This window comes from Brevirhabdus sp. (assembly GCF_052826345.1).
In genome coordinates this window covers 91,552-116,035 of the sequence record NZ_JBRBUA010000013.1, presented here as the reverse complement: position 1 = coordinate 116,035, position 24,484 = coordinate 91,552, and the positions used below count along the sequence as shown (strand labels likewise).

Below are 24,484 nucleotides of genomic sequence, written 5' to 3'. Positions count from 1 at the left end.
CGCTTTGCGGTCGCCGCGGTCAGGCCCCTCCGCCGGGGGGGGCGAGCGCCTCGATCTCGCTCAGCAGATGCGCGGGCACCGTCAGCCCCGAGGCCGCGACCTCGGCGCGGGCGGACAACCTGCGGCTGCCGGGCAGGCGGGCGCCGGGCTGGTCTTCCACGCCTGCCAGCAGGGCTTCGATGCGCGTGGCGAAATCCGCCCCGCTGATCGCGGTGGTGTCGAAGGCGATGATCATCTGGCCCACGCCCGGCGGATCGCCCTCGGCGTCAAAGAAGGACGTCGCCTCGTCGGAATGGCGCGCGCCGGTCAGCGTGGCGGCCAGCAGCTCCACGATCAGGGCGAGCGCGGCCCCCTTGGCGTCGCCTGCGGGGATCATCGTGCCCTTCAGCGCCGCGGCGGCATCGGTGGTCGACCGACCCTGGGCATCCAGCGCCCAGCCCTCCGGGATGGGCTGGCCCTGTTTGGCGGCGGCCATGACCTTGCCGCGCGCGACCTTGGACAGCGACAGGTCGATGACCAGCGGCGGCGCGTCGCCGCGCGGCGCGGCAAAGGCGATGGGGTTGGTGCCGAAAAGCGCCCGCCCGCCGCCCCAGGGCGCCATCGCCTTGGGGGTATTGGCGACCATCAGCGCGGCCAGCCCCTGTTCGGCCAGCTTTTCCACATGCCCGCCCAGATGTCCGCAATGATGCGACCGGCGGATCGCGGCGGCGGCGATGCCGGTCTGCGGCGCAAGCTGGGTCAATTCGGCGATGGCCAGGTCGATCGCCGGAAAGGCAAAGCCATGACCCGCATCGACCGACAGCAGCGCGCTGCGCGGCTGGCTCACTTGCGGGCGGGCGGCGCCGTCGACCTTGCCCGAGCGCGCCTGCAGCGCATAGGCCGCCACGCGGGCAAAGCCGTGGCCCTTCTGGCCGTCGACCTCGGCCGCGACCAGCGCGCGCGCCACGCTGTTGGCGTTGTCGCGCGTGGTGCGGTTGGCCTCCAAGACGCGGGCGATCAGCGCCTCGGCCTCTGACGCGCTCATGGTGCGGGGGGCGGTGTCATCGGGCATCGGCCAGATCCTCCATCACGTTTTTCACGGTCACCTCGCTGACGCGCAGGTTTCCTTCCTGCGTCACGCCCGCGATATGCGGGGTCAGGATCAGATTGGGCGCGCCCGCAAAGACCTGCGCGGCCTGCGCGCTCAGCGGCTCCGTCGCGAAGACATCGAGCGCGGCGCCCCCCAGCGCGCCGCTGCGCAGCGCCTGCGCGAGCGCGGGCTCATCCACGATGCCGCCGCGCGCGGTGTTGATCACGATGGCGCCGGGGCGCATCCGGGCGATGGCCTCGGCGTCGATCATGCCGCGGGTGCCCTCGGTCAGCGGCACATGCAGCGACAGCACGTCGGCCGTGGCCAGCAACGCGTCCAGGTCGCAGCGCCGCACGCCCGACCAGACCCCGTCGGGGTCCTCGGGCAGATGCGGGTCATGGGCGGCGATGTGCATTCCCAGCGCGCGGGCACGTTCGGCCACCGCGCGGGCGATGCCGCCGAAACCCACCAGCCCCATCGTGCGGCCCGACGCTTCGGCCCCGATCAGCCGGTTGCGCGGCCAGTCGCCCGCCAGCATGGCGGCCTGGGCGCCATAGGCGCCGCGCAACAGGGTCAGGGTGGCGGAAATCACGTATTCCGCGACGCTCAGCGTATTGGCGCCGGTCGCGGGGCGCACGGACACGTTGCGCGCGGCGCAGGCGTCCATGTCGATGTTGTCGAGGCCCACGCCCAGCCGTCCGACCATCCGCAGCCGCGGCGCGGCGGCCAGCAGATCGGCATCGACCTGCGTGCGGTTGCGCACGATCAGCGCGTCGGCATCGGCCAGCGCGGCCAGCAACCCGGCGCGGTCATCGACCAGCGCCGGGTTGTTGAGCACGTCGCAGTCCGCCCCGAACAGGGTCAGGGCGGATTCGTCCATGAATTCGGACACGACTACCTTCATCGATCAGGCGGAACGATAAAGCTTGGTCAGCGTGAATTCGCGGTGGCCCAGTGCTTCGGCCGCGGTGCTGCGCCCGTTGGCGGTGCGGGTGATCATCTCGATCAGCGAATCGCCCGCTTCTTCGATGGTCATCTCGCGGGTCAGCACGCCGGTCACATCGACGTCGATATGCTCGGACATGGTGCGCAGGGTGCGCGGGTTGCCGGAAATCTTGATGACCGGAACGATGGGGTTGCCCACCACATTGCCCTGCCCGGTGGGGAAGGTGTGGATGACATAGCCCGCCGCCGCCATCAGCGTGACGCATTCCGCCGCCGCCGAAGAGGTGTCCATGTAGTAAAGACCGTTGCCCTTGGCGGGCGCCTCGGCCGGTTCGAGCGCATCGATATAGGTACACTCGCGGCCGATCTTTTCCAGATTGCCAAGCGCCTTTTCCTCGATCGTCGTCAGACCGCCCAGGATGTTGCCCTTGGTGGGCTGGCTGTCGGACAGATCCGAGGTTTTGTGCGCCTCGATCACGTCGTCCTGATAGGCCTGGAAGATCTTCATGAACTTCTCGCCCGCCTCGTCGTTGGCGGCCCGCTTGCGGCAGATGTGCTCCGCGCCGGTGATTTCCGACGTCTCGCCGAAACAGCCGTAGATGCCCGCGGGGATCAGCTTGTCGTACATGTTGCCGACGGTGGGGCAGGACGACAGGCCGGTGGTGGTGTCGCTTTCACCGCATTTGGTGGAGATCCACAGCTCGGAAATCGGGCAGTCTTCCTTCTGCAGCTCGGTCGCCCAATGGACGTATTCCTTGGCCTTCCAGCTGGCCTGGCGGATCGTTTCGAAATCGCCCTTCTGCTCGATGGAGAACCCGGTGACGGGCTTGCCGGTCTTGGCGATGCCGTCGACGATCGTCTGGGTCCATTCGGGTTCGATGCCGATGACGATGACGGCGGCGACGTTGGGGTTGGCGCCGGTGCCGATCATGGTGCGGAAGTGCAGGTCGAGATCCTCGCCGAACTGCAACCGGCCATAGCCGTGGGGGATCGCCATCGTGCCCTTGACGTTGTTGGCGACCGCTTCGCAGGCGGCGTTGGAAATGTCGTCGACGGGCAGGATGACGATGTGGTTGCGCACGCCCACGCGGCCGTTTTCACGGCGCCATGCCTTGACGGTCTGATTGCTGAAATCGAGTGCCATATCCGTTACCACCGCTTTGTTTTGCAATTATGCGTATGAACGTGGTCGCCCGTCTTGGCGGAGCCGACCATCTTGCCGATGTCCTCGCCGTATTTGTAGACGGTGTCGCCCTCGGCCAGATCCTTCAGCGCCACCTTGTGACCGATCGGGATGTCCGCGTTCGCGGTCAGTTTGAAATCCGAGTTGTCCTTCGTGACCACGCACAGCATTTCCGTGCCCGCGCTCAGCCCTTCGACCACCACCACGCCGACATTGTCGTCGTGATCGTGAACCAGCAGATGTGGAACTCCCACCGCGTTCTCCTTTTCGCATTTGCCCAAACCTGGCGTCTCGTAACATGTAGATGAATACTTATACAAGTATTATTATAGAGGTCTTGGCGCACCCCGTTCCACGGTGCTAGAAGGGCCGAGCCGGAACGAAAGGATGCCGATGCCGCCGCTCTATAAAACTGTGATCGACACGATTGTGGAGCGCATCGCCTCGGGCGTGCTGACGCCCGGCGCGATGCTTCCGAGCGAGGTTCAGCTGGGTGCGGAACTGGGGGTCAGCCAAGGCACCGCGCGCAAGGCGTTGATGGAGCTGGAATCGCGCGGGCTGGTGCACCGTGCGCAGGGCAGGGGCACCTTCGTGACGGTGCGCACGCCCGAATCCTCGCTGTTCAACTTCTTCCGCCTGCGCAATCCCGACGGCAGCCAGGTGATCCCGATGCTGGAGCAGGAGGCCGTGCGCAGGCGCGCCGCCACGCCCGACGACACCGCCCTGCTGCACGGCGCCCCCCGCGAGGTGGTCGAGATCGAGCGGTTGCGCAGCCTGGGCGGGCGGCATCTGGTTCATGAGGTGTCGGTGGTGCCGCTGCCGCTGTTTCCCGGCCTTGCCGAACGCGCGCCCCTTCCGAACACGCTATACGTGTTCTACCAGCACGCCTATTCCTGCATCATCGTGCGCGCCGAGGAACAGCTGAAGGCCATCGCCGCCGACGCCGCCACCGCCAGATCGCTGAATGTCGCGCCCGGTCACCCGGTCCTGTCGGTCGAGCGGCTTGCAATCGACGTGCTCGACCGGGTGGTGGAACGGCGTCGCATCGTGTCGCTGACCGACACCTACAGCTATTTCGTGTCGCTGTCGTAACGTCGGCGATGGCGGGAAAGCAAGACGGCAAGGGTGGGCCGGCCGGGGCCACGACAGCCGCGGCCGGTTCGGTTTCATAATCGGTGCACTAGGGCCGTTTCACCGCCGTATATTCCCCGCGCGTCCTGAGCGTGAGGGTAACCGGCGCATCGGTACGATTGCGCCAGAACCAGCCATGGCTGCCGGCGAAAGCGGCAACTAACGCGCCCTCCTGACCCGGCACGCTCCGGCCCTGCTCATAGGACGTCTTTTGACCGTCGCCTTCGCCATGCGTGTCATAGTTGAGCACCGCTCCACCGGCGTTCCAGTCGAATTCGGCTACCGCGCCCTCTTCCATCACAAGCTTGACCTCGATCCCTTCGGCGGGTGACAAAGTATAGACGATCTCGTCGCGCCATCCGGGCGCGGCGGACGCGGGCGGCTGCGCTTCCGCGTCGGGACTTGCCGCTACAGAACGGAGTGGGGCTGTTGCAGAGTCAGCGGGACGGCGCGGGTCGGCATCTTCGGCAACGGGCTGCGGCGTGATCGGAGCCACGCCCATGACCGCGCCGATCGCGGCAAGCTGGCGCTCGATCGCGGAAAGCCGGGCGACCACCTCCGGATCGGCCGTTGCCCGACCACTGGGCATCGCGACGGTCTCGGCATTTCGGGCAGCGTCCTGGGCGCGCGCCTCGGAATAGAGCTGCTGTTTGATTTCTCCCATCTCGGTCAGACCCATGAGGCGGCCCATGCCGGTCGCGTCGATCCCATATTCGGCAGGCAGCCATACCAGCACGAGGATGGCGCCGGCCGCCAACGCGGACCAGAGGGTCGCGCGGATCAAGCCGCCACCGCTTGCCTGCACCCCACGAATATGCCCTTCGCGTGTTGCGCTGTGGCGTGAATCCGCGCTGAGGCGGGGGGAGGAGGCATTCGCCAAGTCGGTTCGTTCTCTTTGCATGTGTTTTCTCCAGGGGTCAGGCGACGGCAAGGCCGACGAGCTGAAAGCCCATCAGCGTGAAGCCGGTGACAATCATCAGGACGTTCGCGGCATAGGCCTGCCGTGCGAAGGATGCCGATTTCCGCCATCTGTTCATCACGATCAGGATCGCCGCAAGCGCGGTAAGCTGGCCGATTTCGACCCCCGCGTTGAAAGCCAGCAGATTCGCCAGAAGACCGTCCTGCGAAATGTTGTAGTCGAGAATTTTCGATGCCAGGCCAAAGCCATGCAGGAAACCGAATATCAGCGTGGCGAGCTTGGTGTCGGGCTGAACGCCGAACCATTTTCTGAACGCACCTAGGTTGTCGAGCGCCTTGTAGGCGACCGAAAAGCCGATGATCGCGTCGATGACATAGCTGTTGATCCCGAAGTCGAACCACACACCCGCAAGCATGGTCGTCGAGTGGCCGATGGCAAAGAGTGTCACGTAGATGCCGATCTCCTTCATTCCGTAGAGAAAGAAGATCACGCCGAACAGAAACAGAATATGGTCGTATCCAGTCACCATGTGTTTGGCGCCGAGGTACAGAAACGGGATGATCCGCATCCCGGAAATTTCCTGAATGTAGCCCTTGTCGCCGAGCGTGACGGAATGCGCTAAAGCGGGATGCGTCCACAACAGCGCCACGATGGCGAGCGTGAGCAAGCATGCCGCGCGCCACGGGGGAATTGCCGGAAGGGGTTTCCCGGCAGAAAACGAGGTCATTTTAGGACCCTTTCATCTGAACTTGGAATATGTACGGCCGAGGCCGCACAGCTGCCGCAAACTCAGATGACGCGGGGCGGTCGTCGCGGACCGTCGCGGATGATCCCGGCCTGGGCGCGGGTGCGCACCGGCGGCTGGGTCACAAGCCTTACGCGCGACGCCGCGCCGGGTTGTGCGACAAGACCTGTGACGACATGTTCGTGATCGGCAGGATCGTGATCGACGAAAAGCCCGCCAGAGATGTCGCCGTGCACATGGCCGTGCCACGTCGACACCTCGGCGACCATCGCTGCCGAAGGGCCGTGCGTCAGGTGGACGATCATCGGCGCGAGAACAAGGGCGAGAACGCTCAGCCACACGCCAAGTCTGCGTGCGACAGATCTTGTGGATGATCCGCTGGTCGTCGTCATGCCTTGCCTGCCGTGGTTTCGCCGCCGCGCGTCCGCGATCTTCTCCGATCCCCGTCGGGGGACAATCGCATTTAGCCGAGACGCCGTTCATCGTGCAACCCGGTGCGACAACAGAACTCTGCCGTGGCTAACTATCTAGTAATAGTAATTATGTGTTAATTTTCGGTTATGGTGTTTTCATGTATCCTTTCGTCTTTGATGACGCCCCGCGCGGGTGATGCGGCTTTCTCGACCGGAACGCTTCCGCATTTCGCGCATGCGGCGGATCGAGGCCCGGTACTGGCACTTTTTACGATTGTTATTTCGATCTTCTCGCAGATGATGGGCGGCGCATCGATTTGCTGAAAGGCCGTGCCAATGCCCAGGCCATCGCCCCGCAAGGATCCGAGCCTCAAGGCGCTTGAGCTGTTCCAGATCTGCGCCGAAAAAGGATCGCTGCAGGCGGTCGCGCGGGAAACCGGCCTGTCGGTCAGCACGGTGTCGCATCATCTGCGCAGCCTCGAGGATCACCTGGGGGTGGAGCTGTTCAACCACAGCCGCCGTCCGATGGTGCTGACCCCCAAGGGGCGGGCCTTTCTGCGCAATATCGATCCGGCGCTGCACGCCATCCGCAAGGCCAAGGCCGAAGCATCGGCCGGGAATATCGGCGATGCCAGCTATCTGCGGCTTGGCACGATCGAGGATTTCGACAGCGACATCATCCCAGAGCTGGCGGTGTTCATGTCGCGCAGCATGCCCCGCTGCGATTTCATGTATCACACGGATTCGAGCCATCAGATCATCGAACTGCTGCGCAACCGCCAGCTGGATCTGGGCATCGCCTCCAGCCCGACGGAGCGGCTGCCCGATCTGCAGGACCGCCCGCTGCTGCGCGACCCGTTCGTCGTGGTTCTGCCGCGCGGCACCGAGCAGCCGGTTTCGGACATCGTTGCGGGAAACGGTCGGCTGCCGTTCCTGCGCTTTTCCGCGAACCTGATGATCGCGCGTCAGATCGAGACGCAGCTGCGCCGCCTCGGGATGAGCCTGCCGCATCGCTTCGAATGCGGCAACAACCAGACGTTGATGGCGATGGTCGCCGCCGAGGCAGGATGGACGATCACCACGCCGCTGCTCTTTGCCCGTGCGAAGCGGTTTCACCCGCGGCTGCGGATGCACCGTTTCCCCGGCAAACGGTTCGCGCGGCGGATCTCTATCGTCACGACGCCGGATTGCGCGCGCTCGGTGCTGGATCTGGTCGATGCAAGGATGCGGGCCATGATCGCCGCGCAGGCGATCAAACCCTTTCACCACAGCGACCCCTGGCTTGCCGACAGTTTCACCCTGATCGACTGATCCGCCATCACTGCGGCCGCAGACGGCGAAGTCGGCTAAAGGATGCGGAAGCGGGCGCCGGTCAGGGTGTCAAAGCAAGTGCCGACGCCTTGTTCGCAAATCATCCAACTGAGTTCGCGAAAACTTCGGAAGGAAACACCCGTCGTTGCACAGGCCCCGCCCGGCGCCCTATTGCATCCCCACAGAGGAGGCAGGCCCATGAAATCGCGCACCAAGGTTGTGGTCATCGGCGGCGGCATCGCCGGTTGCTCGACGCTCTATCATCTCACCCGCGAAGGCTGGAGCGATGTGGTGCTGATCGAGCGCAACGAGTTGACCAGCGGCACCACCTGGCATTCTGCGGCGCAGGTGACCAATTTCGGGATGACCCAGACGATGGTTGGCCTCAAGACCCATTCGATCAACCTTTACAAAGAGTTGGCCGAAGACCCCGAATACCCGATCAACTACCATCACGGCGACGGTGGCATGAGGCTTGCCAACACGCCCGAACAGATGCAGGCCTATCGTCACTTCGCCTCGATGGCGCGCGGCATGGACGTGCATTTCGAGGTGATCGACGCCGCGGAATGCGCCCGGCGCCATCCGCTGATCTCGACCGACAACCTTCTTGGCGGGCTTTGGGATCCGCTCGATGGTGACATCGATCCGGCGCAACTGTGCCAGGCGCTGGCCCGGCGCGCCCGCGCCGCCGGGGCCGAGGTCTATCGCAACACCCCCGTGACCGCGCTGACCCAGCACAAGGACGACAGCTGGACCGTCCATACCGATCAGGGCGACATCGATTGCGACATCGTGGTCAACGCCTGCGGCTACCGGGTCAACGAGGTTGGCGCGATGATGGGCGTGCATCACCCGGTCGCCTCGATGGAGCATCAGTATTTCCTGACCGAGGAGATTCCGGCGATCCGTGACGCGGGTCACCGGATGCCGCTGATCCGCTGCCCCATCTCGGATTATTACTGCCGTCAGGAAAAGAACGGCCTGCTGGTCGGTTTCTATGAACAGGATTGCAAGACCTGGGGCATGGACGGGATCGACCCGAATTTCGTCAACGCGCTGTGCCCGGACGATCTTGACCGGGTGATGGACGTGCTGGAAGGCGCCTTCGCGCGCATGCCCGCGCTGCGCGAAACCGGCATTCACACCGTCGTCAACGGCCCCATCACCTATACGATCGATGGCGCGCCGCTGGTCGGCCCGATCCCCGGCAAGCGCAATGCCTTTTGCATCATCGGCCTGCGCGCGGGTCTTGGCGAGGGGGGCGGACACGGCTGGCTGCTGGCCCAGCAGATCGTGCATGGCGAGGCGTGTTACGACACCTGGGTGATCGACCCGCGCCGCTTTACCACCCACGCCAATGTCGAGCTGACGGCGCTGAAGGCGGTGGAGGATTATCAAAACGAGTTCCGCTTTCATTTCCCCCATGAACACCGCCCGGCGGGCCGCCCTGCCAAGACCACGCCGCTTACCCCGGTTCTGGCTGCGGAAGGCGCCGAGTTCACCGTCGTCAACGGCTGGGAGCGGGTCGATTACATCAAACCGGCGCCAGACTTCAAACCGACGCTGAGCTTCAACTTCGACGAGGCCTTCGACCTGGTCGGCGCCGAAGTGCGCCATGTCGCGGGCAAGGTGGGCCTGTGCGAGGTCAGCGGCTTCAACCGCTTCGAGATCACCGGCGCCGACCGGCATGATTTCCTCGACCGGATGTTCTGCGGCAATGTCACGCGACGCACGGGCCGGGTGGGCCTGGGCTATCTGCTCAACGCGCAAGGCATGGTCAAGGGCGAGGCCACCATCGCCAACCTGCCCGCCAGCGACCACGGCCCCGCGCGGGTCTGGTACGGCTCGGCCGCGGCCAGCGAGTTCCATGACATGGATTGGCTGCAAGGCCACCTGCGCCGCGACGAGGATGTGCAGATCCGCAGCCTCACCGCCGATCAGACCATCCTGGTACTGGCCGGCCCCAATGCCCGCGACGTGCTTGCCGCCTGCGCCCGTGGCGATTGGTCGAAAGCGGCGTTTCCCTGGCTCTCGGTCCGGGAATGTTTCATCGGCCATGCCCCGGCCACGGTGATGGGGGTGAGCTTTTCGGGCGAGCTGGCCTATGAAATCCATGTGCCCAACGCTTCGCTATACGCGGCCTATCGGGCCCTGTGGCAGGCCGGGGCGGCGCATGAGCTCAAGCTCTTCGGCGCCCGTGCGGTCGATTCGATGCGGCTGGAAAAGGGATTTTTACACTGGAAGGCCGACCTGCTGACCGAATTCGATCCGTTCGAAACCGGGCTGGGGCGGTTCGTGAAGCTCGACAAAGGCGATTTCATCGGCCGCACGGCCCTGTTGCAGCGGCAGGCAGAGGCGCCCCGCAAGCATCTGGTCACCCTCAAGGTCGACGCCAGCCACGCCCCCGCGCATGGCGGCGCCTCCTTGATGCAGGGCGCACAGGTGGTCGGCACGGTCACCTCGGGCGACTGGGGCCACCGCACCGGGCTGAACCTCGCCTATGCCTTCGTCACCCCGCCCCATGCGCAGACCGGCAGCCGCCTGCATCTCGACCTCTGCGGCGCGCTGGTCGGCGCCGAGGTGATCGCCCCCTCGCCCTATGATCCTGATTTCACGCGCATGCGAAGCTGACCGCCCCGCGCTGCGTTCCAGACCGCCGCAATCCGATGTTCGGGTCCGGTCCTCAGCCCGCCGCCACGACCGGGTTGGCGCCCATCTCCTCCAGCAGGCGCAGAACCTCGGCCTTCCAGCCGTCGCGCATGCGGATGGCCAGTTGCGACAGCGGCTTGTAGCGCGGGCTGAGCAGCGCATAGTCGTAGCGCAGCGGCCTTGCCCCCGGCCCGCGGATCGGGCGGAACACCACCTTGCCGGCCGACACGTTCGACAGTCTTTCGCTGGCAACGCTCAGCGGGTCGACGATGGCGCAGCACTGATCGGCGGCCACGAAATGCAGCAACGGCAGGAAGAACTGGCTTTCGACGGTCTTGTTCAATTCCACGCCCGCCGCGGCAAAGCGGCTCTGCAGTTGACGGGAACTGGCGTGATCGGAATGCAGCGCCCCCATTGGCACGCCATCCAGCGCGCGCAGCTCCACCATCGGTTCCGCCGCCAGCGGATGGGCGGCGGGCACGGCGCAAAAGCAATCGCCCGACAGCACTTCCTCGCGGTAGGACGGCGGCATCTGCCGGGGCGGCATCAGATCGGCAAAGCCCAGATCGATGCGCTGCGTTTCTTCAAAGCGGGTACATGCAGCGGTGGCCGCGTTTTTCCTCGCCGTACCACTGCGGCACCTTTTGTGAACAATCGGGCCGGGCGTGGGGGCAGCGGGGGTGAAAGTCGCAGCCCGACGGGCGGTTGACCGGGCTTGGCACTTCGCCCGACAGGTGCACGCGGTCCTGGCGGGCGTCGGGGTCGGGTTCGGGGTTGGCGGACAGCAGCGCCTCCGTATAGGGGTGGCGCGGGTGGTGGAACACCTGCTCTGTCGTGCCCTCTTCCACAAACCGGCCCAGGTACATGATCGCCATCCGGTCGGTGATGTGGCGCACCAGGTTCAGGTTGTGCGTGATCACAAGGATGGCGACATTGGTGCGCTGCTGCACCTCTCCCAGCAGATTCAGCACCTCGCCCTGCACCGACATGTCCAGCCCGGCGGTGGGCTCGTCCGCGATCAGCAGCTTCGGGTCCAGCGCCAGGGCGCGGGCCACACCCACCCGCCGGGCCTGACCGCCCGACAGCTGATGCGGAAAGCGCGTGGCGAATTGCGGCGTCAGCCCCACCAGACCCAGCAGCCGCTCGGCCTCTCCGGCCGGGACCTTGCGCCCGTGGATGCGCAGCGGCTCGGTCACCAGCGCGCGCACGGTCAGCCGCGGCGAGAGAGAGCCGACCGGATCCTGCCACATCATCGACATTTCGCGCCGCAGCCGGGCCCAGTCGCGCGTCCCGGCGCGAATGATCTCTTGGCCATCGAAACGGATGCTGCCCGAAGCCGCGCGTTTCAGCCCGATCAGCGTGCGCGCGATGGTCGACTTGCCCGAGCCGCTTTCGCCCACCAGCCCCAGCGTCTGCCCGGCCTCGATCGAAAATGAGACGCCCGAGACGGCCTCGAAATCATGGCGCTCGCGGCGCAGCGCAGCGCGCAGTCGTCCCTGCGACGGGTAGCGGATGCGCAGATCCTCGACCTCCAGCAGGCTCATGCGGCGTCCTCCGGGGTGTCCAGCAGATGACAGCGCGCAAGCTGCCCCCCCGGCGCGGCATAAAGCGGCGGGTGATCTTCCGCGCAACGCTGCCACGCATGGAGACAGCGCAGGCGGAAGGCACATCCGGCGGGCGGCTGGCGCAGGTCGGGCAGCGTGCCGGGAATGGTCGGCAGCTGCCGCGTGGCCTCGGCGATACGCGCGGGGTCACAATCGAAAAGCGCCTGTGTGTAGGGGTGGCGCGGCGTGTGGAAGATCTGGCGCGCGCTGCCCGTTTCCACCACCTCGCCCGCGTACATCACCGCCACGTCGTCGCACAGCTCGGCCACCGTGCCCAAATGATGCGACACGAACAGCACCGAACAGCCGAAATCGCGCTGAAGATCGCGCAGCAGCGCCACGATCTGCATCTCCAGCGTCGCGTCGAGGGCGGTCGTGGGTTCGTCCGCGATCAGCAGGTCGGGCCGGGTCAGCAGCGCCATCGCGATACAGACCCGCTGACGCATGCCGCCCGACAGCTGGTGCGGGTAGACGTCAAGCTTGGCCTCGGGGTCCGGGATCTGCACCCGGCCCAGGAAATCGATGGCGCGGGCGCGTTTGTCGGCCCGGCTGCCCGGCTCGCGGTATTGGATGTCCAGCATCTGTCGGCCGATGGCCGCGACCGGGTTCAGCGCCGTCATCGGGTCCTGAAAGATCATCGCGATGCGCCGCCCGCGCAGATCGCGCCAGGCGGCAGGCCCCAGCCGCGCCAGATCGTGACGGCCCATGCGGATCGCGCCCCCGGCGATGCGCGCGTTGTCGGCCAGCAACCCGATCAGCGCATAGGCCAGCGTGGACTTGCCGCAGCCCGATTCGCCCACCAGCCCCAGCACCCGGCCGCGCGGCACCTTCAGATTGATGTCGCGCAGCGCGTGGATGGTGCCGCGCGGCGTGGCGAAATCGACCGAGAGCGCCTCGATTGTCACCAGTGGCTCGTCTGCGGGGCCGTCAGGGGCGAAACCAGGCGCGGCGGAAGCATCGGAAGGTCGTTGCATCAGCCGGCCTTTCTCAGCTTGGGGTCGAAGATGTCGCGCAGCGCCTCGCCCATGAAGGTGAACCCCAGCGTGACCAGGATGATCGGAACAGAACCGCCGATCACCGGCCAGGGCGAATTGCGGATGAAGTTGTAGCCATCGTTCAGGATCACCCCCCAGGACGGCGTGGGCGGGCGCACACCCATGCCGAGAAAGCTCAGCCCCGCCTCGGTCGCGATCACCAGCGGCACATCCATCGAGGCCAGGATCAGCAGCGGGCCCAGCACGTTGGGCAACACATGCACGAATAGGATGCGCGGCAGGCTGGCGCCCATCGCCCGCTCGGCCAGGATGAACTCGGCCGTTTTCAGCGCCATCGTCTGGGTGCGCACCACCCGCGCGTAAATCGGCACCGAAGTGATCGCCACCACCAGTACCACGGTGAACAGGCTGGGGCCGATGATGGTGACCACCGCCAGCCCGAAGACGATCGTGGGAAAGGAGCGGAGCGCGTCGAAGACCAGCAGCAGCAGATTGTCCAGCCAGCGCGCGCCCAGCCCCGCGATCAGCCCCAGCGCCAGCCCCAGGCTGAGCGCGGCGCTGAGCGCGGCGGCGGCCACCAGCATCGCCACCCGCCCGCCGGCGATGACGCGGCTGAAGATGTCGCGCCCGATGTTGTCGGTGCCCAGCCAATGGTCGGCGGAGGGCGGCGCCATGCGCGGGCCGGTCATGATCGCCGTGGGATCGTAGGGCACGATCCAGGGCGCAAGGATCGCCGATCCCACGATCAGCGTCACCAGGATGAACCCCAGCACCCCGGTGCGATTGCCCGACAACACCCGCAGCGTGCGCGACAGAAGCGACGGTTCGGGAAGGGCGGATGAGACCTCCGCGGCGGTCGAAGCGGCTCGCACCATCTTACAGCTCCTCCCGCTGGCGCGGGTCGAGCCAGGCCACGATCAGATCGGAAATCAGCGTGGCCAGCACGATGATCCCGGTCGTCACCAGCACCGCGCCCAGCACGATGGGATAATTGCGCTCGTTCACCGCCTGCACGATCAACGCGCCGATGCCGGGGCGGGCAAAGATCACCTCCACAAAAACCGCGGCGGAGAAGAGATGCGCAACCCCCGTGCCGATCAGCGTCACCGCCGGAAGCACCGCGATCCGCAGGACATGCGAGCGGATGATCCGCCCCTCCGGCAGACCGAAGGCGCGCGCCATGCGCACATGCGGGTAATTCACCACCTCCAGCATCGAGGCCCGCACGATCCGGGCGACATAGCCGACCCAGGCGACGCCGATGGCAAAGGCGGGCAGGATCAGGTGCTTCGCCCCCCCCCAGACCCCCTGCCCGGCGCCGATCGCGGGCAGCCAGTTCAGCCAGACCGCGAAGATCAGCACTGAGTAGAGCGCCATGACGAAGGCGGGAATGGAGATCGTGCCGACCGACAGCACCCCGGTGAGCGTGTCCAGCCAGGTGTTGCGGCGCAGCGCCGAATAGCTGCCCAGCACGATCCCCAGCGCGGCGGCCCAGGCGATTGCCACCGAAATCAGGATCAGCGTGTAGGGCAGCTGTTCAAAGACGATCTGCGCGACCGATCGGCCGGTAAAGACATCCTGCCCCAGATCGCCGCGCAGGATGTTGCCGAAGAAGGTGACGATCTGCACCGGCAGCGGCCGGTCCAGTCCCATCGCCTGGCGCGTCTGCTCGATCAGCTCGGGCGTGGCGCGCGGCCCCAGGATCATCACCGCGGGATCGCCGGGGACCACGTGCAGCATCAGACTGAGGATGGAGACCGCGACCATGATGATCACGACCGACAGGACGAGCCGTTGTGCAGCATAAAGTATCACGTCTCGCGGTCTCCTCTGGTTCAGACTTCGCCGTCGAAGTCGATGAAGAGCGGACGCCCATCCGGGCGCAGCGCCGGTTTCAGCCCTTCGCGGTACATCACCGGGGTACCTTCGTGGGTGATGAACTTATAGGCGCCCGTGGCCTCCATCATATCCTGCATCTCGCGGTACATGCCGGCGCGTTTGTCGCCGTCGGTCTCGCTCAGCGCCTGCTGGTGCAGCTTGTCGAACTCCGGGTTCGAGAACCGTTCCCAGTTCCACACGCCGACCTGGTCGCTGATGAACCAGCTGGTCGCGTAATAGGGGTCGGGCAGCATCGAGAAACGGTTCAGCACAAGCTGCATGTCCTTCCAGCGCGACCCCTCGCTTTCCATGCCCAGCGTCCAGAAGGAGCCGGAATCCTGCACGTTGATCTGCGTCGGGATGCCGACCTGCGCCAGCTGCGCCTGCACCACCTCGGCGATGGTCTTCCAGACGGTCGCGTTCAGCGTGTCGATGGTCAACGGCTCGGTCGGCGGGCCGCCGGCGGCCTCCAGGAACTGTCGTGCCTTGTCCAGATCGCCCGCGACCGGGACACTCGGCGCATCGCGGTGGCCCGGCAGACCCGGTGCGATCAACCCGGTGGCCGGGGCCGCCTCTCCGAAATAGGCGGCGTCGATGATCTGCTCGGCGTTGATGGCGTGCTGGATCGCCTTGCGCAGGTTGATGTCGCCAAGCGCCGGATTGTCGAGGTTCATGCCCAGCCAGACATAATAGAGCGAGGGGTATTCCTCGATCACCGTGTTCGCGGGCGGGTTGTCGCGGTATTGCGCCAGGGACGACAGGGTGATCTCGGTGAAATCCAGATCGCCCGCCTCATAGGCACGCTCGGCGGTCTTGGTGTCGTCCATCGGCAGGATGCGGATCTCGTCAAAGCCCGGCGCCGCGCCCTTCCAGTCGGGATTGCGCACCAGGTGCACATATTGGTTCGGCTTCCACTCCTGCAGGATATAGGGGCCGGAAAAGGCCGGTGGCTCCATGCCGAAGTTGCCGCCGTCCCCGGTGGCCTCCGTCACCGCCTTCTTAGAGACGATGTGCCCGGTGCCATAGGGCAGCGTGATCGACCAGAGCGGCTGAAACGGCTCTTTCAGGACAATCACGCCTTCGTGGGTCCCGGTCACCTCGACGTGGTCGAGCGGGCCCCAGTCACCTTTGACCGGGCTGTCGTGTTCCAGCACGCGCTCGAACGAAAACTTGACATCCTCGGCGGTCATTTCGCCATAGCCGCCGGTGAACATCAGCCCCGGCTTCAGCTTGAAGCGGATATGGGTGTCATCGAGCTGCTCGATCTCCTCGGCGGCTTCCAGCTCCCAGTCCCATTCGCGGCCGGGCACGTAGCGCACCAGCTTGGAGTAGATGCAGTTCATCACATCGACGTTGTAGCCGTTCTGGTAGAAACCCGGGTCTAACGCGTCGATGTCCGCGTAGGAGCTGACGCGCAGCACCTTGCCCGATTGCGCCCAGATACGGGAGCCCAGCGGCATCGTCGCCCCCGCCAGCCCGGCGGCGGCGACCGTCTGCAGAAACGCGCGGCGGCCGGGGTTGGGGATGGGGCTGCGGGGTGTTCGGGGTGTCTGTGTCATCTCTGTCTCCCTTATAGCCGCGCTGCGGCTTTCATGATGCTCTTGGGCGGCAGTGCCCGCCGCGGCGGCAGTTTTCCTCTACCGATGATTGCGCAGGGTACCGCTGCAAAGCAATTTCGCATTGCTCGCAGATATACGCGCTTAATGCGTCGCTCTGCGAAGGTCACATCAGATCGCGCGGAATTTCGATGCTCCATTCCTGCTCATGGGCCACTGCGTCGCCTTCCTTTGCGCTCAGCTTGGCGCGGATGACGAAGTGGCTCTCGGTGGCGGTCAGCTCCGTTTCGGTGCGGCTCGACATGCGCCAGTCGCCGCGCGACATGTGCAAATCCCAGACGACATGCCCGCGAACCGAATGCCAGTCGCCCGCGGTAAAGCTGTAGCGTTCCTGCCCCTGGCCGCCGGTCGTCAGCCCGTTGTCGGCAATGCGGATCGCCCCCTCGTCGTCGGTGATCGTCACGCAGGTCTCGCCCGTGGCGAGATTCTCGGTGACCTGCCAATCGGCGTGCGCCGGGGCCAGCACCTGTGCCTCCATCGGGGCGGCGCCCCGCGGTGTGCCCAGATCGCGCGGCGCGGGCTGAGCGTTCGGGGCGCGCACCGGCAGGACCAGCCGCGTCGCATCCAGCTGCACCGACAAGGTCGCGGGCTGCGGCGCGGGCCAGGCCACGGGGAAATAGCTGGTGGAAATCGCCAGCCGCAGGCGATGCCCTTCGCGGAAGGTCTGGGCCACATGTTTGAACGGCACGGTGGCGGTATAGACCTGTCCCGGCACCAACGCCTCGGGCGTCTCGTGGCTGTCGCGATGCGTCAGGTTCAGCAAGCCATAGCTGACGCGCGTGGCCGATCCGTCGGGCGCCACATCCACCAGCCGCACGGCGACCTGCGCCACCGGCCGGTCGACGCTAAAGCGCAGCTCCAGCTCGGCATCGCCCGCGATTTCCAGCGGCGCGTCCAGCGGCGCGGTCTCGAACGTCAGGCTGCCGGCGTCGTCGCGGCGTTGATCCACCGGCTGATCGCCCGGCTTGGCATAGGAACACCACTTGCCCCCCGCGATCCCCACGTTCAAGGGCGAGCGGATATCGCGAACGCCGCCCTGCGGCTGGTTAGCGGCGGTCTGCGGCCGCAACCCGCCATCGGCGCCCGGAACGAAGCGCTGCCGCGCCACATTGGGCGATGGCCAGCAAGGCTCCTCGACCCAGCGCCCGTCGCGGTGGGTGTACTGGCTGGTCGGCGCGGCGTGGTCCTGCATGTAAAGCCGCAGCTGCGGTTCCTCCATGATGCCGGTATCGCGCCCTTTCAGCCAATGATCCCACCAGCGCAGCTCTTCGCTCAGCCAGTCGATGGCGGGACCGGGTGCGCCCAGATGCGGATATTTATGCGCCCAGGGGCCCACCAGCCCTTTCTTCGGGCCTTTCAGCGTTTCCATCAGGCGGAACACGGCGCGGCAATAGCCGTCGGCCCAGCCGCTGACGGCGTAGATCGGCACCTCGATCGCACCGATGTCCTCGCAAACCGATCCGTGTTTCCAGAATGCGTCGCGGCGCTGATGCTCCAGCCAGTTCTTCAGCCACAGGCCCGAGCCCGTCAGCCGCTGCATCCACATCTCGCGCCAGCGCTCGCCCACCAGATCGGGATCGGGCGGCAGCGTGTTGAGCGCGAACATGTTCGACGCCCAGGACAGCTGGTCGATCACCATCGCGCCGCCCATGTAGTGCACGTCATCGGCGTAGCGGTCGTCGGTGGACGCGATGGAAACCACCGCCTTCAGCGCGGGCGGGCGCAGCGCGGCCACCTGCAACCCGTTGAACCCGCCCCAGGAAATGCCGACCATGCCCACCTTGCCATCGCACCAGTCCTGTGCGGCCAGCCAGGCGATGACGTCGCAGCCGTCGGCCAGTTCCTGCGAGGTGTATTCATCGACCATCAGCCCTTCGGACTCGCCGGTGCCGCGCAGATCGACGCGCACATAGGCATAGCCGCGGGCCGCGATGTAGGGCGCGCGCACCGCGTCGCGGGCAAGCGTCCCGTCACCCTTGCGGTACGGCAGGTATTCCAGAACCGCAGGCACCGGCGCGCCACCGGCAGGGCGCCAGATGCGCGCGCCCAGCCGACAGCCGTCTGGCATGGCGATCTCGACGTGGCGCTCTTCGGTGACGTGGTGCAGGGGGTCGGGCTGCTGGTTCATGGCTGCGCATCCTTCGTGAATTTATCCGGCCCGCGCCCTCTGGCCGGTCTTGCGACCGCGGGCCAACGGATCGGGTCACGGGCAAGGGTGACACGACGGAAAGGGCGCAACAACTTCGCGCCCTGCCGCAGGTTGACTATGCAAGTGCTTCAGGTAGCGTATGGTGATGTCTTCAGATCCCCTTCCCGAAAACCTCGGGTTCGCCTGCAGCCTGTTTCCCTCGATCGCGCAGGTTTGCCGCCGGATCGGCGTGAACCGGCAGCAATTCAACAAGTACCTTGCCGGCAGCGTGCGGCCCTCGCGCCACAACATGCGCAGGATCTGCGATTTCTTCGGTGTGACGGAGGCCGAATTGCTGATGGAGCCGCCGCGCTTTGCAGAGCTGCTGTCCCTGCGCCGTCGCCCCGGCACCGGCGCCGAAGCGTCGCCGCTGGGGCCGACACTCGACCGGCTGATGCGCAATTCCGCACCGCTCGACCGCTATTGCGGCGCCTATTTCCGCTACTTCTATTCCTACAGCAATCCCGGCCAGATCATCCGGTCCTTCGCCCTGATGATGCGGCGCGAAAACCATTACCTGTGGAAGAACATCGAACGCGAACAAGGCGCGGCGCATGGCGCGAAGGACGTCTATAAATATGAAGGCATGGCCTTTTTCCTGGGCGAGCGGATCACCGTGGTGGAGAATGAGGCGATGCTGTCGTCCTCGATCACGCAGATGATGCTTTATCCGTCCTACACGGCGGGCATCGATTATCTGTTGGGCATTCAGACCGGCGGGCCGCTCAAGCGCGGGCGCAAGCCGGCCGCGTCGCGGGTGCTGCTCGACTATCTGGGCCAGAACGTCGACCCGCGCCGCGCGCTGGCCCAGTGCGGCCTGTTCGAGCCGGACGACCTGGACCCCCGCATCGTCAACCTCTTGCGCAACGAAATGGCGCCGGGTGCCTGGGTGTTCGAGGTGGAGCAGCTTTAGCGCCGCCGCCCTCACAGTCCTGGATAAAGACCGCCCCCAGGGGCGAGGCGCGCGAGCGTCCCGTCCGCCAAAAGATATGCGCCCGCCCAGAAGGCATCGCCCTGGCGCCACCCCGGCCGTCCCGCCGCTCCAGAAACGAGGCCGCTGCCCCGCAGGCCGCAGGCGGCGGAAAACGATGCGCATTCACGCTTCTTAAATGGGCATTGACAATGCGCATTATCCCTCGCAATAATCGGCATTGTTAATACCAGTTATTGCACTATCGGGCAGCCCGCCAAGCCGCCGGTCGGCACGACGCCCCCCGGAATGACGCGGGTTGAACGCAGCAACACCAATTGAATTTCCAGAAGGTTGGAGGCTCCGATGACGGAAGCAGCATGCGCATCTGAAGGGGAACGCAGAGGCTTTTTCACCAAATGGTTCATGTCGACGAACCACAAGGATATCGGCGTCCTCTATCTGTTCACCTCGGCTGCCATCGGCCTGATCGCCGTGCTGCTTTCGGTCTACATGCGGCTGGAACTGATGCATCCGGGGGTGCAGTACATGTGCCTCGAAGGCATGCGCCTCTCGCCCGCCGCAGCGGGTTGCACGCCCAACGGGCACTTGTGGAACGTTCTCGTCACCTATCACGGCCTCCTGATGATGTTCTTCGTGGTGATCCCGGCGCTGTTCGGCGGCTTTGGAAACTATTTCATGCCGTTGATGATCGGTGCGCCCGACATGGCCTTCCCACGGCTCAACAATCTCAGCTACTGGCTTTTCGTGGCGGGAACCGCCCTTGCCCTTGCGTCCATCCTTGCGCCCGGAGGCGACGGGGCGCGCGGCGCGGGCGTCGGCTGGACGCTCTATGCCCCGCTTTCGGTCCGTGACGGCGGAATGTCGATGGACCTTGCCATCTTTGCAATCCACGTCTCGGGCGCCAGCTCCATTCTGGGGGCGATCAACATGATCACCACGGTCCTGAACATGCGCGCGCCGGGCATGGGCCTGTTCAAGGTGCCGCTTTTCGTCTGGTCAATCTTTGTCACCGCGTGGATGCTGCTTCTGGCGGTGCCGGTTCTGGCGGGGGCCGTCACGATGCTTCTGGTCGACCGGAACTTCGGCGCCACGTTTTTCGATCCCGCCGGCGGCGGCGATCCGCTGCTCTACCAGCACCTGTTCTGGTTCTTCGGCCATCCCGAAGTCTATATCGTCATCTTGCCCGGCTTTGGCATCATCAGCCATGTGATCGCCACCTTCTCGAAAAAGCCGATCTTCGGGTATCTGCCGATGGTCTGGGCGTTGATCGCGATCGGAGGGCTCGGCTTTCTTGTCTGGGCGCATCACATGTTCACCGCCGGAATGTCGGTCACACAACAAAGCTTTTTCCAGATCGCCTCGGTGACCATCGCCGTGCCGACGGGCATCAAGGTCTTCAGCTGGCTTGCCACGATGTGGCGCGGATCGGTCGAATTCAGGACGCCCATGCTTTTTGCGACCGGCTTCATTTTCCTGTTCACCGTGGGCGGCGTGACCGGCGTTGTCGTGGCGCAGGCAAGCGTCGACCGGGTCTATCAGGACACCTATTACGTCGTCGCCCACTTCCATTATGTGATGAGCCTGGGCGCGGTATTCGCGCTGATTGCAGGGATATACTACTGGCTGGCCAAGATGTCGGGCCGACAATACCCGGAATGGGCCGGCAAGCTGCATTTCTGGATGTTCTTCATCGGCGCCAACATCACCTTCTTCCCGCAGCACTTCCTGGGCCGTCAGGGCATGCCGCGCCGCTACATCGACTACCCCGAAGCATTCGGGTTCTGGAACGCCATCTCAAGCTGGGGCGCGCTGCTGTCCTTTGCTTCGTTCCTGCTATTCATCGGGATCATCATCTATACGCTCATTGCCGGCAAACGCGAGACGCGCGCCAGCTATTGGAGCGACTCCGCCGATACGCTCGAATGGACGCTGCCGACCCCGGTGCCGGAGCATACATTCGAAACATTGCCTGAGCGGTTCTGATAGGCACGGATCGCCCGCCGCATCGAAAAGGACAGGTGGCTGCCCGCGCCCGCGTGGGCCACTGCCTGAAATGCGTGTCCCGACACTCCTTGCGCCGCCCCTTTCGGAGAGGCGGCGCGGCGAGCCAGCCTACCAAGGGCGGGTGCGGGGTGCGCTGCGGTCCTCCGACAGGGCCATGACATCCAGCAGCGTCGCTTTCATCCTTGCGCGCTGCGCGGCATGTTCGGGCCGGTGGTAGAGGTTTTCCAGCTCGTCGGGATCGCGGGAAAGGTCGTAGAGTTCCGCGTCGCGGGTGTTTTCGCAGGCGGGCTGGCCGTGCCAGACGATCAGCTTCCAGTTGTCGTGGCGCAGCATCGTCGTCATGATCAGCGGATCGGTGGCAAAGCCCGAATACCTGTATTCGCTCAGCGCCCAGCTGCGCCAGTCGTCTGTCTGCCCCTGCAAAAGCGGCCGCAGCGACCGGCCCTGCCCGCCCTCTGCCGGCGCGCAGCTTGCCGCGTCGAGGAACGTCGCGGGCAGGTCGATCCACTGCACCGGCGCCGCGATCCGCGTGGCTTGCGGTATCTGCCCCGGCCAGCGGACGATCAGCGGCACGCGTGTCAGGTCGTCGTAGAGCTGCGGCCCCTTCAGCAGCTGCTGGTGGTTGCCAAGCATCTCGCCGTGGTCCGATGAAAAGACGACCAGCGTATCCCCCGCCTGCCCAGAGGCGGCAAGCGCATCCAGGATACGCCCGACCTCATGGTCGATCAGCGCGATCATCGCCCAGTATTGGGCGCGGATCTCCTTGATCTGATCGGCGGTGTAATCCTGAAAACCGGGGGCGGTTCCGCTGTAGCTCTTTTCGGAATAGGCCCGGTGGGGGCCGGGTTTTTCATCCAGCTCGCCGGGGGTGGTGACGGGCGCGGGAATGGCCTCGGCGTCGATCATGTCGCGAAATTCCTTCGGCGCGCCGAAGGAATGATGCGGGTCGAAGAAATTCGCCATCAAAAAGAAAGGCTCCCCCTCGCGCGGCTGGTCGATGAAATCGATGGCACGTTCCGCGACCCAATGGGAATAATGCGTTTCCTTTGGCACATGGTCGATGGGCGTGCCGCTGCGCGCCTGGTTGCTGTATTCCGTATCCTCGTTGGCGCCCTTTTCGGGAAAGACCCTGGCAAAGATGTCGGGCTGCGTCCGGCGCAGCCAGCGGTGATAATCGTTTTCCAGCGCCCGGTGATTGGGCCCATGCGCCCATTCGAACACGCGATAGCCGTCGTCGCGGCGCGGCTCGGTCCGCCAGGTGTCGCAGGGCGCCAGGTGCTGCTTGCCGATCATCCCGCAGTCATAGCCCGCATCCGCCAGCGTCCGGGTGAACATGCGCTGATGGGCGGGCAGCGGCACGCCATTGGCATAAAGCCCGTGATTGGCCACGTATTTCCCGGTGAACAAGGAGGCGCGCGACGGGCTGCACACCGGGTTCTGCACATAGCAGTTGCGAAACAGCGCGCCCTCGGCCGCCAGCGCGTCGAGGTTCGGCGTGACCGCCCAATCGGCGCCGGTGCAGCCCAGGCTGTCGCCGCGCTGCTGGTCGGTACAGATGAACAGGATATTCGGGCGGTTCTGGGCCATCGGATGCGCCTTTCAGAATTTCGCGATACGGCGTTCGGTCCGGTCCTCGCGCGCCACGCGCGCGTCGATCATGAAATCGATCATCCCCCCGAGCGTGCCCTGATGCGCGGGGCTGGCCGCCAGATCGCGGGTTTCCTGCGGGTCGGCGTCCAGATCGAAAAGCGCGAAGTCGGGGGCCTTGCCCACATCGGGCCGGCCGTGGGCCACGATCAGTTTCCACCGACCCTTGCGCAGCGCGGTCTGCCAGGGGGCGTCGGGGCTGCGCAGACGGCAAAGGGTCCAGCCCACCGCCGCATCGCCTGCGGGTGCGCGCGGCAGCGACCGGCCCTGGATGCGCGGGGGCGGCGGCACCTGTGCCAGGGCATAAAGCGTGGGCGCGACGTCGATGGTGGACACCACCGCATCCACCGCGCGCGGCGCCACGCCGGGAAACCGCACCATCAGCGGCACATTGATGGCGCTTTCGTGCATCAGGCGGGTTGCCTCGGCGGGATCGGATGCACCATTGGCCCCGGCACCATTGGCCCCAACACCACGCGTCGACGTCACCAGCAAGACGGTCTGCGCGGCCTGGCCCGTGTCCTCCAGCCTTTGCACGATCCGGGCGAGCGCCGCGTCGGCCTGGCAAAGCGCGCGTGCATCAAGCGCGTCGCCATGCGCGGCCCCCCGTGGTGCGCCGCCCATCGCATCGCCCACGACAAAGCCCGCCACACCGAAAAACGGCCCGTCGTCGCGGCCCTCGGCAATGCGGTCGCAGACCCGCGCGCCAAGCCAGCTGTTAAAGCTCAGCGCGTCGGGCAGCGCGGCCATCGCGGCGCGTTGCCCGCCTGCGATCTGCGTCGCGTCCGGGTCGGGCTGCCGGGGAAAGATATCGTCATAGGCCGCGGGGGCGGTCGCCTGAAGCCAGCCCAGATAGGCGTTTTGCCGCGATCGGTGCAGCGGCCCATGCGCCCATTCCAGATCCGTGTATTCGCGCGGGCGGGCGTGTTCGGTCGTCCAGTGCGACACGCCCGCCAGATGCCTGCGCCCCACCAGCCAGGTCCTATAGCCGCAGGTGGCGAACTGCTGGGCCAGGGTCGTTTCCCTTTCGGGCAGGGCCACGCCATCGGTCCAGACGCCATGCGCCGCCGGGTCCAGCCCGGTGAACAGGCTTGCGCGGGCCGGGCCGCTTTCGGGCGAGGGGGCATAGGCGTTGGGATACCACATCGCCTGCCCGCGCAGGGCGGTCAGCGCGGGAAGTTTCCGGCGCAGGGCGCCGCAGGCCGCTTCGCTCAGGCTGTCGAAGACGATCAGCAACACGTTCGGGCGCC

General features: G+C 65.8%; 21 protein-coding genes. 5 read left to right on the top strand and 16 right to left on the bottom strand.

Annotation, left to right across the window (positions count from 1 at the left end; translation table 11 throughout):
- Positions 1-19: 19 nt before the first annotated feature.
- Genes ACU0BR_RS02000 through ACU0BR_RS01985 form a run of 4 tightly spaced genes read right to left on the bottom strand, consistent with a single transcriptional unit; the run spans position 20 to position 3,451 of the window.
- The gene (locus tag ACU0BR_RS02000) at positions 20-1,051 is read right to left on the bottom strand and encodes an Ldh family oxidoreductase (protein ID WP_446155167.1); all 1,032 of its coding nucleotides are present in this window, start codon (positions 1,049-1,051) and stop codon (positions 20-22) included.
- Positions 1,041-1,961, bottom strand: a complete 921-nt coding sequence (locus ACU0BR_RS01995; protein ID WP_446155166.1) for a hydroxyacid dehydrogenase — start codon at positions 1,959-1,961, stop codon at positions 1,041-1,043. The genes ACU0BR_RS02000 and ACU0BR_RS01995 overlap by 11 nt, the downstream gene beginning before the upstream one ends.
- Before the next feature lie 15 nt (positions 1,962-1,976).
- Positions 1,977-3,158: a UxaA family hydrolase gene (locus tag ACU0BR_RS01990; protein WP_446155165.1), complete on the bottom strand. Its 1,182-nt coding sequence runs from the start codon at positions 3,156-3,158 to the stop codon at positions 1,977-1,979.
- A gap of 5 nt (positions 3,159-3,163) precedes the next feature.
- The gene (locus tag ACU0BR_RS01985; protein ID WP_446155164.1) at positions 3,164-3,451 is read right to left on the bottom strand and encodes a UxaA family hydrolase; all 288 of its coding nucleotides are present in this window, start codon (positions 3,449-3,451) and stop codon (positions 3,164-3,166) included.
- 139 nt (positions 3,452-3,590) lie between these two features.
- On the opposite strand from ACU0BR_RS01985, the gene ACU0BR_RS01980 reads away from it, so the two are divergent.
- Positions 3,591-4,289 carry a GntR family transcriptional regulator gene (locus ACU0BR_RS01980; protein ID WP_446155163.1) on the top strand — a complete coding sequence of 233 codons (699 nt, stop codon included), beginning with the start codon at positions 3,591-3,593 and terminating at the stop codon, positions 4,287-4,289.
- An 88-nt stretch (positions 4,290-4,377) separates the two neighbouring features.
- Here the strand turns inward: ACU0BR_RS01980 and ACU0BR_RS01975 are convergent, their stop codons facing one another.
- The 3 genes from ACU0BR_RS01975 to ACU0BR_RS01965 all read right to left on the bottom strand — a co-directional run bounded on the left by ACU0BR_RS01975 (position 4,378) and on the right by ACU0BR_RS01965 (position 6,384).
- Entirely contained in the window at positions 4,378-5,112 is a 735-nt protein-coding gene (locus ACU0BR_RS01975; protein ID WP_446155162.1) for a hypothetical protein, read from the bottom strand.
- Positions 5,113-5,245: 133 nt separating this feature from the next.
- Complete coding sequence (locus ACU0BR_RS01970) at positions 5,246-5,974, bottom strand: HupE/UreJ family protein (RefSeq protein ID WP_446155161.1); 729 nt, start codon at positions 5,972-5,974, stop codon at positions 5,246-5,248.
- A gap of 62 nt (positions 5,975-6,036) precedes the next feature.
- Positions 6,037-6,384: a hypothetical protein gene (locus ACU0BR_RS01965; RefSeq protein WP_446155160.1), complete on the bottom strand. Its 348-nt coding sequence runs from the start codon at positions 6,382-6,384 to the stop codon at positions 6,037-6,039.
- Between the two features lie 357 nt (positions 6,385-6,741).
- Here ACU0BR_RS01965 and ACU0BR_RS01960 point away from each other — a divergent pair, with 357 nt between their 5' ends.
- Positions 6,742-7,716, top strand: coding sequence for a LysR family transcriptional regulator (locus ACU0BR_RS01960; protein WP_446155159.1), 975 nt, complete (start codon positions 6,742-6,744; stop codon positions 7,714-7,716).
- Between the two features lie 198 nt (positions 7,717-7,914).
- Complete coding sequence (locus tag ACU0BR_RS01955; protein WP_446155158.1) at positions 7,915-10,350, top strand: GcvT family protein; 2,436 nt, start codon at positions 7,915-7,917, stop codon at positions 10,348-10,350.
- 52 nt (positions 10,351-10,402) lie between these two features.
- Here ACU0BR_RS01955 and ACU0BR_RS01950 read toward each other — a convergent pair whose 3' ends face one another.
- The 7 genes from ACU0BR_RS01950 to ACU0BR_RS01920 form a co-directional block, all read right to left on the bottom strand.
- On the bottom strand, positions 10,403-10,939 hold the full coding sequence (locus ACU0BR_RS01950) for a LysR substrate-binding domain-containing protein (protein ID WP_446155175.1): 537 nt from the start codon (positions 10,937-10,939) through the stop codon (positions 10,403-10,405).
- Positions 10,940-10,952: 13 nt separating this feature from the next.
- The gene (locus ACU0BR_RS01945; RefSeq protein WP_446155157.1) at positions 10,953-11,912 is read right to left on the bottom strand and encodes an oligopeptide/dipeptide ABC transporter ATP-binding protein; all 960 of its coding nucleotides are present in this window, start codon (positions 11,910-11,912) and stop codon (positions 10,953-10,955) included.
- On the bottom strand, positions 11,909-12,946 hold the full coding sequence (locus tag ACU0BR_RS01940; protein ID WP_446155156.1) for an ABC transporter ATP-binding protein: 1,038 nt from the start codon (positions 12,944-12,946) through the stop codon (positions 11,909-11,911). The genes ACU0BR_RS01945 and ACU0BR_RS01940 overlap by 4 nt, the downstream gene beginning before the upstream one ends.
- A complete protein-coding gene (locus ACU0BR_RS01935; RefSeq protein WP_446155155.1) occupies positions 12,946-13,842 on the bottom strand; it encodes an ABC transporter permease in 897 nt (298 codons plus the stop codon). Before ACU0BR_RS01935 ends, ACU0BR_RS01940 begins: the two co-directional genes overlap by 1 nt.
- A gap of 1 nt (position 13,843) precedes the next feature.
- Positions 13,844-14,782: an ABC transporter permease gene (locus tag ACU0BR_RS01930; RefSeq protein ID WP_446155154.1), complete on the bottom strand. Its 939-nt coding sequence runs from the start codon at positions 14,780-14,782 to the stop codon at positions 13,844-13,846.
- Between the two features lie 20 nt (positions 14,783-14,802).
- Positions 14,803-16,404, bottom strand: a complete 1,602-nt coding sequence (locus ACU0BR_RS01925) for an ABC transporter substrate-binding protein (protein WP_446155153.1) — start codon at positions 16,402-16,404, stop codon at positions 14,803-14,805.
- A gap of 163 nt (positions 16,405-16,567) precedes the next feature.
- Positions 16,568-18,589, bottom strand: coding sequence for a CocE/NonD family hydrolase (locus ACU0BR_RS01920; protein WP_446155152.1), 2,022 nt, complete (start codon positions 18,587-18,589; stop codon positions 16,568-16,570).
- A gap of 166 nt (positions 18,590-18,755) precedes the next feature.
- Here ACU0BR_RS01920 and ACU0BR_RS01915 point away from each other — a divergent pair, with 166 nt between their 5' ends.
- Both ACU0BR_RS01915 and ctaD read left to right on the top strand, forming a co-directional pair.
- Complete coding sequence (locus tag ACU0BR_RS01915) at positions 18,756-19,562, top strand: helix-turn-helix domain-containing protein (RefSeq protein WP_446155151.1); 807 nt, start codon at positions 18,756-18,758, stop codon at positions 19,560-19,562.
- Positions 19,563-19,925: 363 nt separating this feature from the next.
- Positions 19,926-21,566 (top strand): cytochrome c oxidase subunit I, encoded by a 1,641-nt coding sequence (gene ctaD, locus ACU0BR_RS01910; RefSeq protein ID WP_446155150.1) that lies wholly within the window; start codon positions 19,926-19,928, stop codon positions 21,564-21,566.
- A 129-nt stretch (positions 21,567-21,695) separates the two neighbouring features.
- On the opposite strand, the gene ACU0BR_RS01905 is transcribed toward ctaD, so the two are convergent.
- Positions 21,696-23,174, bottom strand: coding sequence for a sulfatase-like hydrolase/transferase (locus ACU0BR_RS01905; RefSeq protein WP_446155149.1), 1,479 nt, complete (start codon positions 23,172-23,174; stop codon positions 21,696-21,698).
- 12 nt (positions 23,175-23,186) lie between these two features.
- The gene (locus ACU0BR_RS01900) at positions 23,187-24,473 is read right to left on the bottom strand and encodes a sulfatase family protein (protein WP_446155148.1); all 1,287 of its coding nucleotides are present in this window, start codon (positions 24,471-24,473) and stop codon (positions 23,187-23,189) included.
- Positions 24,474-24,484 lie beyond the last annotated feature (11 nt).

Excerpts from the sequence above, each read along its gene's own strand:
- ACU0BR_RS01935 (WP_446155155.1), bottom strand. The coding sequence starts at position 13,842 with ATGGTGCGAGCCGCTTCGACCGCCGCGGAGGTCTCATCCGCCCTTCCC.
- ACU0BR_RS01970 (WP_446155161.1), bottom strand. The coding sequence starts at position 5,974 with ATGACCTCGTTTTCTGCCGGGAAACCCCTTCCGGCAATTCCCCCGTGG.
- ACU0BR_RS02000 (WP_446155167.1), bottom strand. The coding sequence starts at position 1,051 with ATGCCCGATGACACCGCCCCCCGCACCATGAGCGCGTCAGAGGCCGAG.
- ACU0BR_RS01940 (WP_446155156.1), bottom strand. The coding sequence starts at position 12,946 with ATGCAACGACCTTCCGATGCTTCCGCCGCGCCTGGTTTCGCCCCTGAC.
- ACU0BR_RS01990 (WP_446155165.1), bottom strand. The coding sequence starts at position 3,158 with ATGGCACTCGATTTCAGCAATCAGACCGTCAAGGCATGGCGCCGTGAA.
- ctaD (WP_446155150.1), top strand. The coding sequence starts at position 19,926 with ATGACGGAAGCAGCATGCGCATCTGAAGGGGAACGCAGAGGCTTTTTC.
- ACU0BR_RS01905 (WP_446155149.1), bottom strand. The coding sequence starts at position 23,174 with ATGGCCCAGAACCGCCCGAATATCCTGTTCATCTGTACCGACCAGCAG.
- ACU0BR_RS01915 (WP_446155151.1), top strand. The coding sequence starts at position 18,756 with ATGTCTTCAGATCCCCTTCCCGAAAACCTCGGGTTCGCCTGCAGCCTG.
- ACU0BR_RS01945 (WP_446155157.1), bottom strand. The coding sequence starts at position 11,912 with ATGAGCCTGCTGGAGGTCGAGGATCTGCGCATCCGCTACCCGTCGCAG.
- ACU0BR_RS01925 (WP_446155153.1), bottom strand. The coding sequence starts at position 16,404 with ATGACACAGACACCCCGAACACCCCGCAGCCCCATCCCCAACCCCGGC.
- ACU0BR_RS01920 (WP_446155152.1), bottom strand. The coding sequence starts at position 18,589 with ATGAACCAGCAGCCCGACCCCCTGCACCACGTCACCGAAGAGCGCCAC.
- ACU0BR_RS01980 (WP_446155163.1), top strand. The coding sequence starts at position 3,591 with ATGCCGCCGCTCTATAAAACTGTGATCGACACGATTGTGGAGCGCATC.
- ACU0BR_RS01960 (WP_446155159.1), top strand. The coding sequence starts at position 6,742 with ATGCCCAGGCCATCGCCCCGCAAGGATCCGAGCCTCAAGGCGCTTGAG.
- ACU0BR_RS01955 (WP_446155158.1), top strand. The coding sequence starts at position 7,915 with ATGAAATCGCGCACCAAGGTTGTGGTCATCGGCGGCGGCATCGCCGGT.
- ACU0BR_RS01965 (WP_446155160.1), bottom strand. The coding sequence starts at position 6,384 with ATGACGACGACCAGCGGATCATCCACAAGATCTGTCGCACGCAGACTT.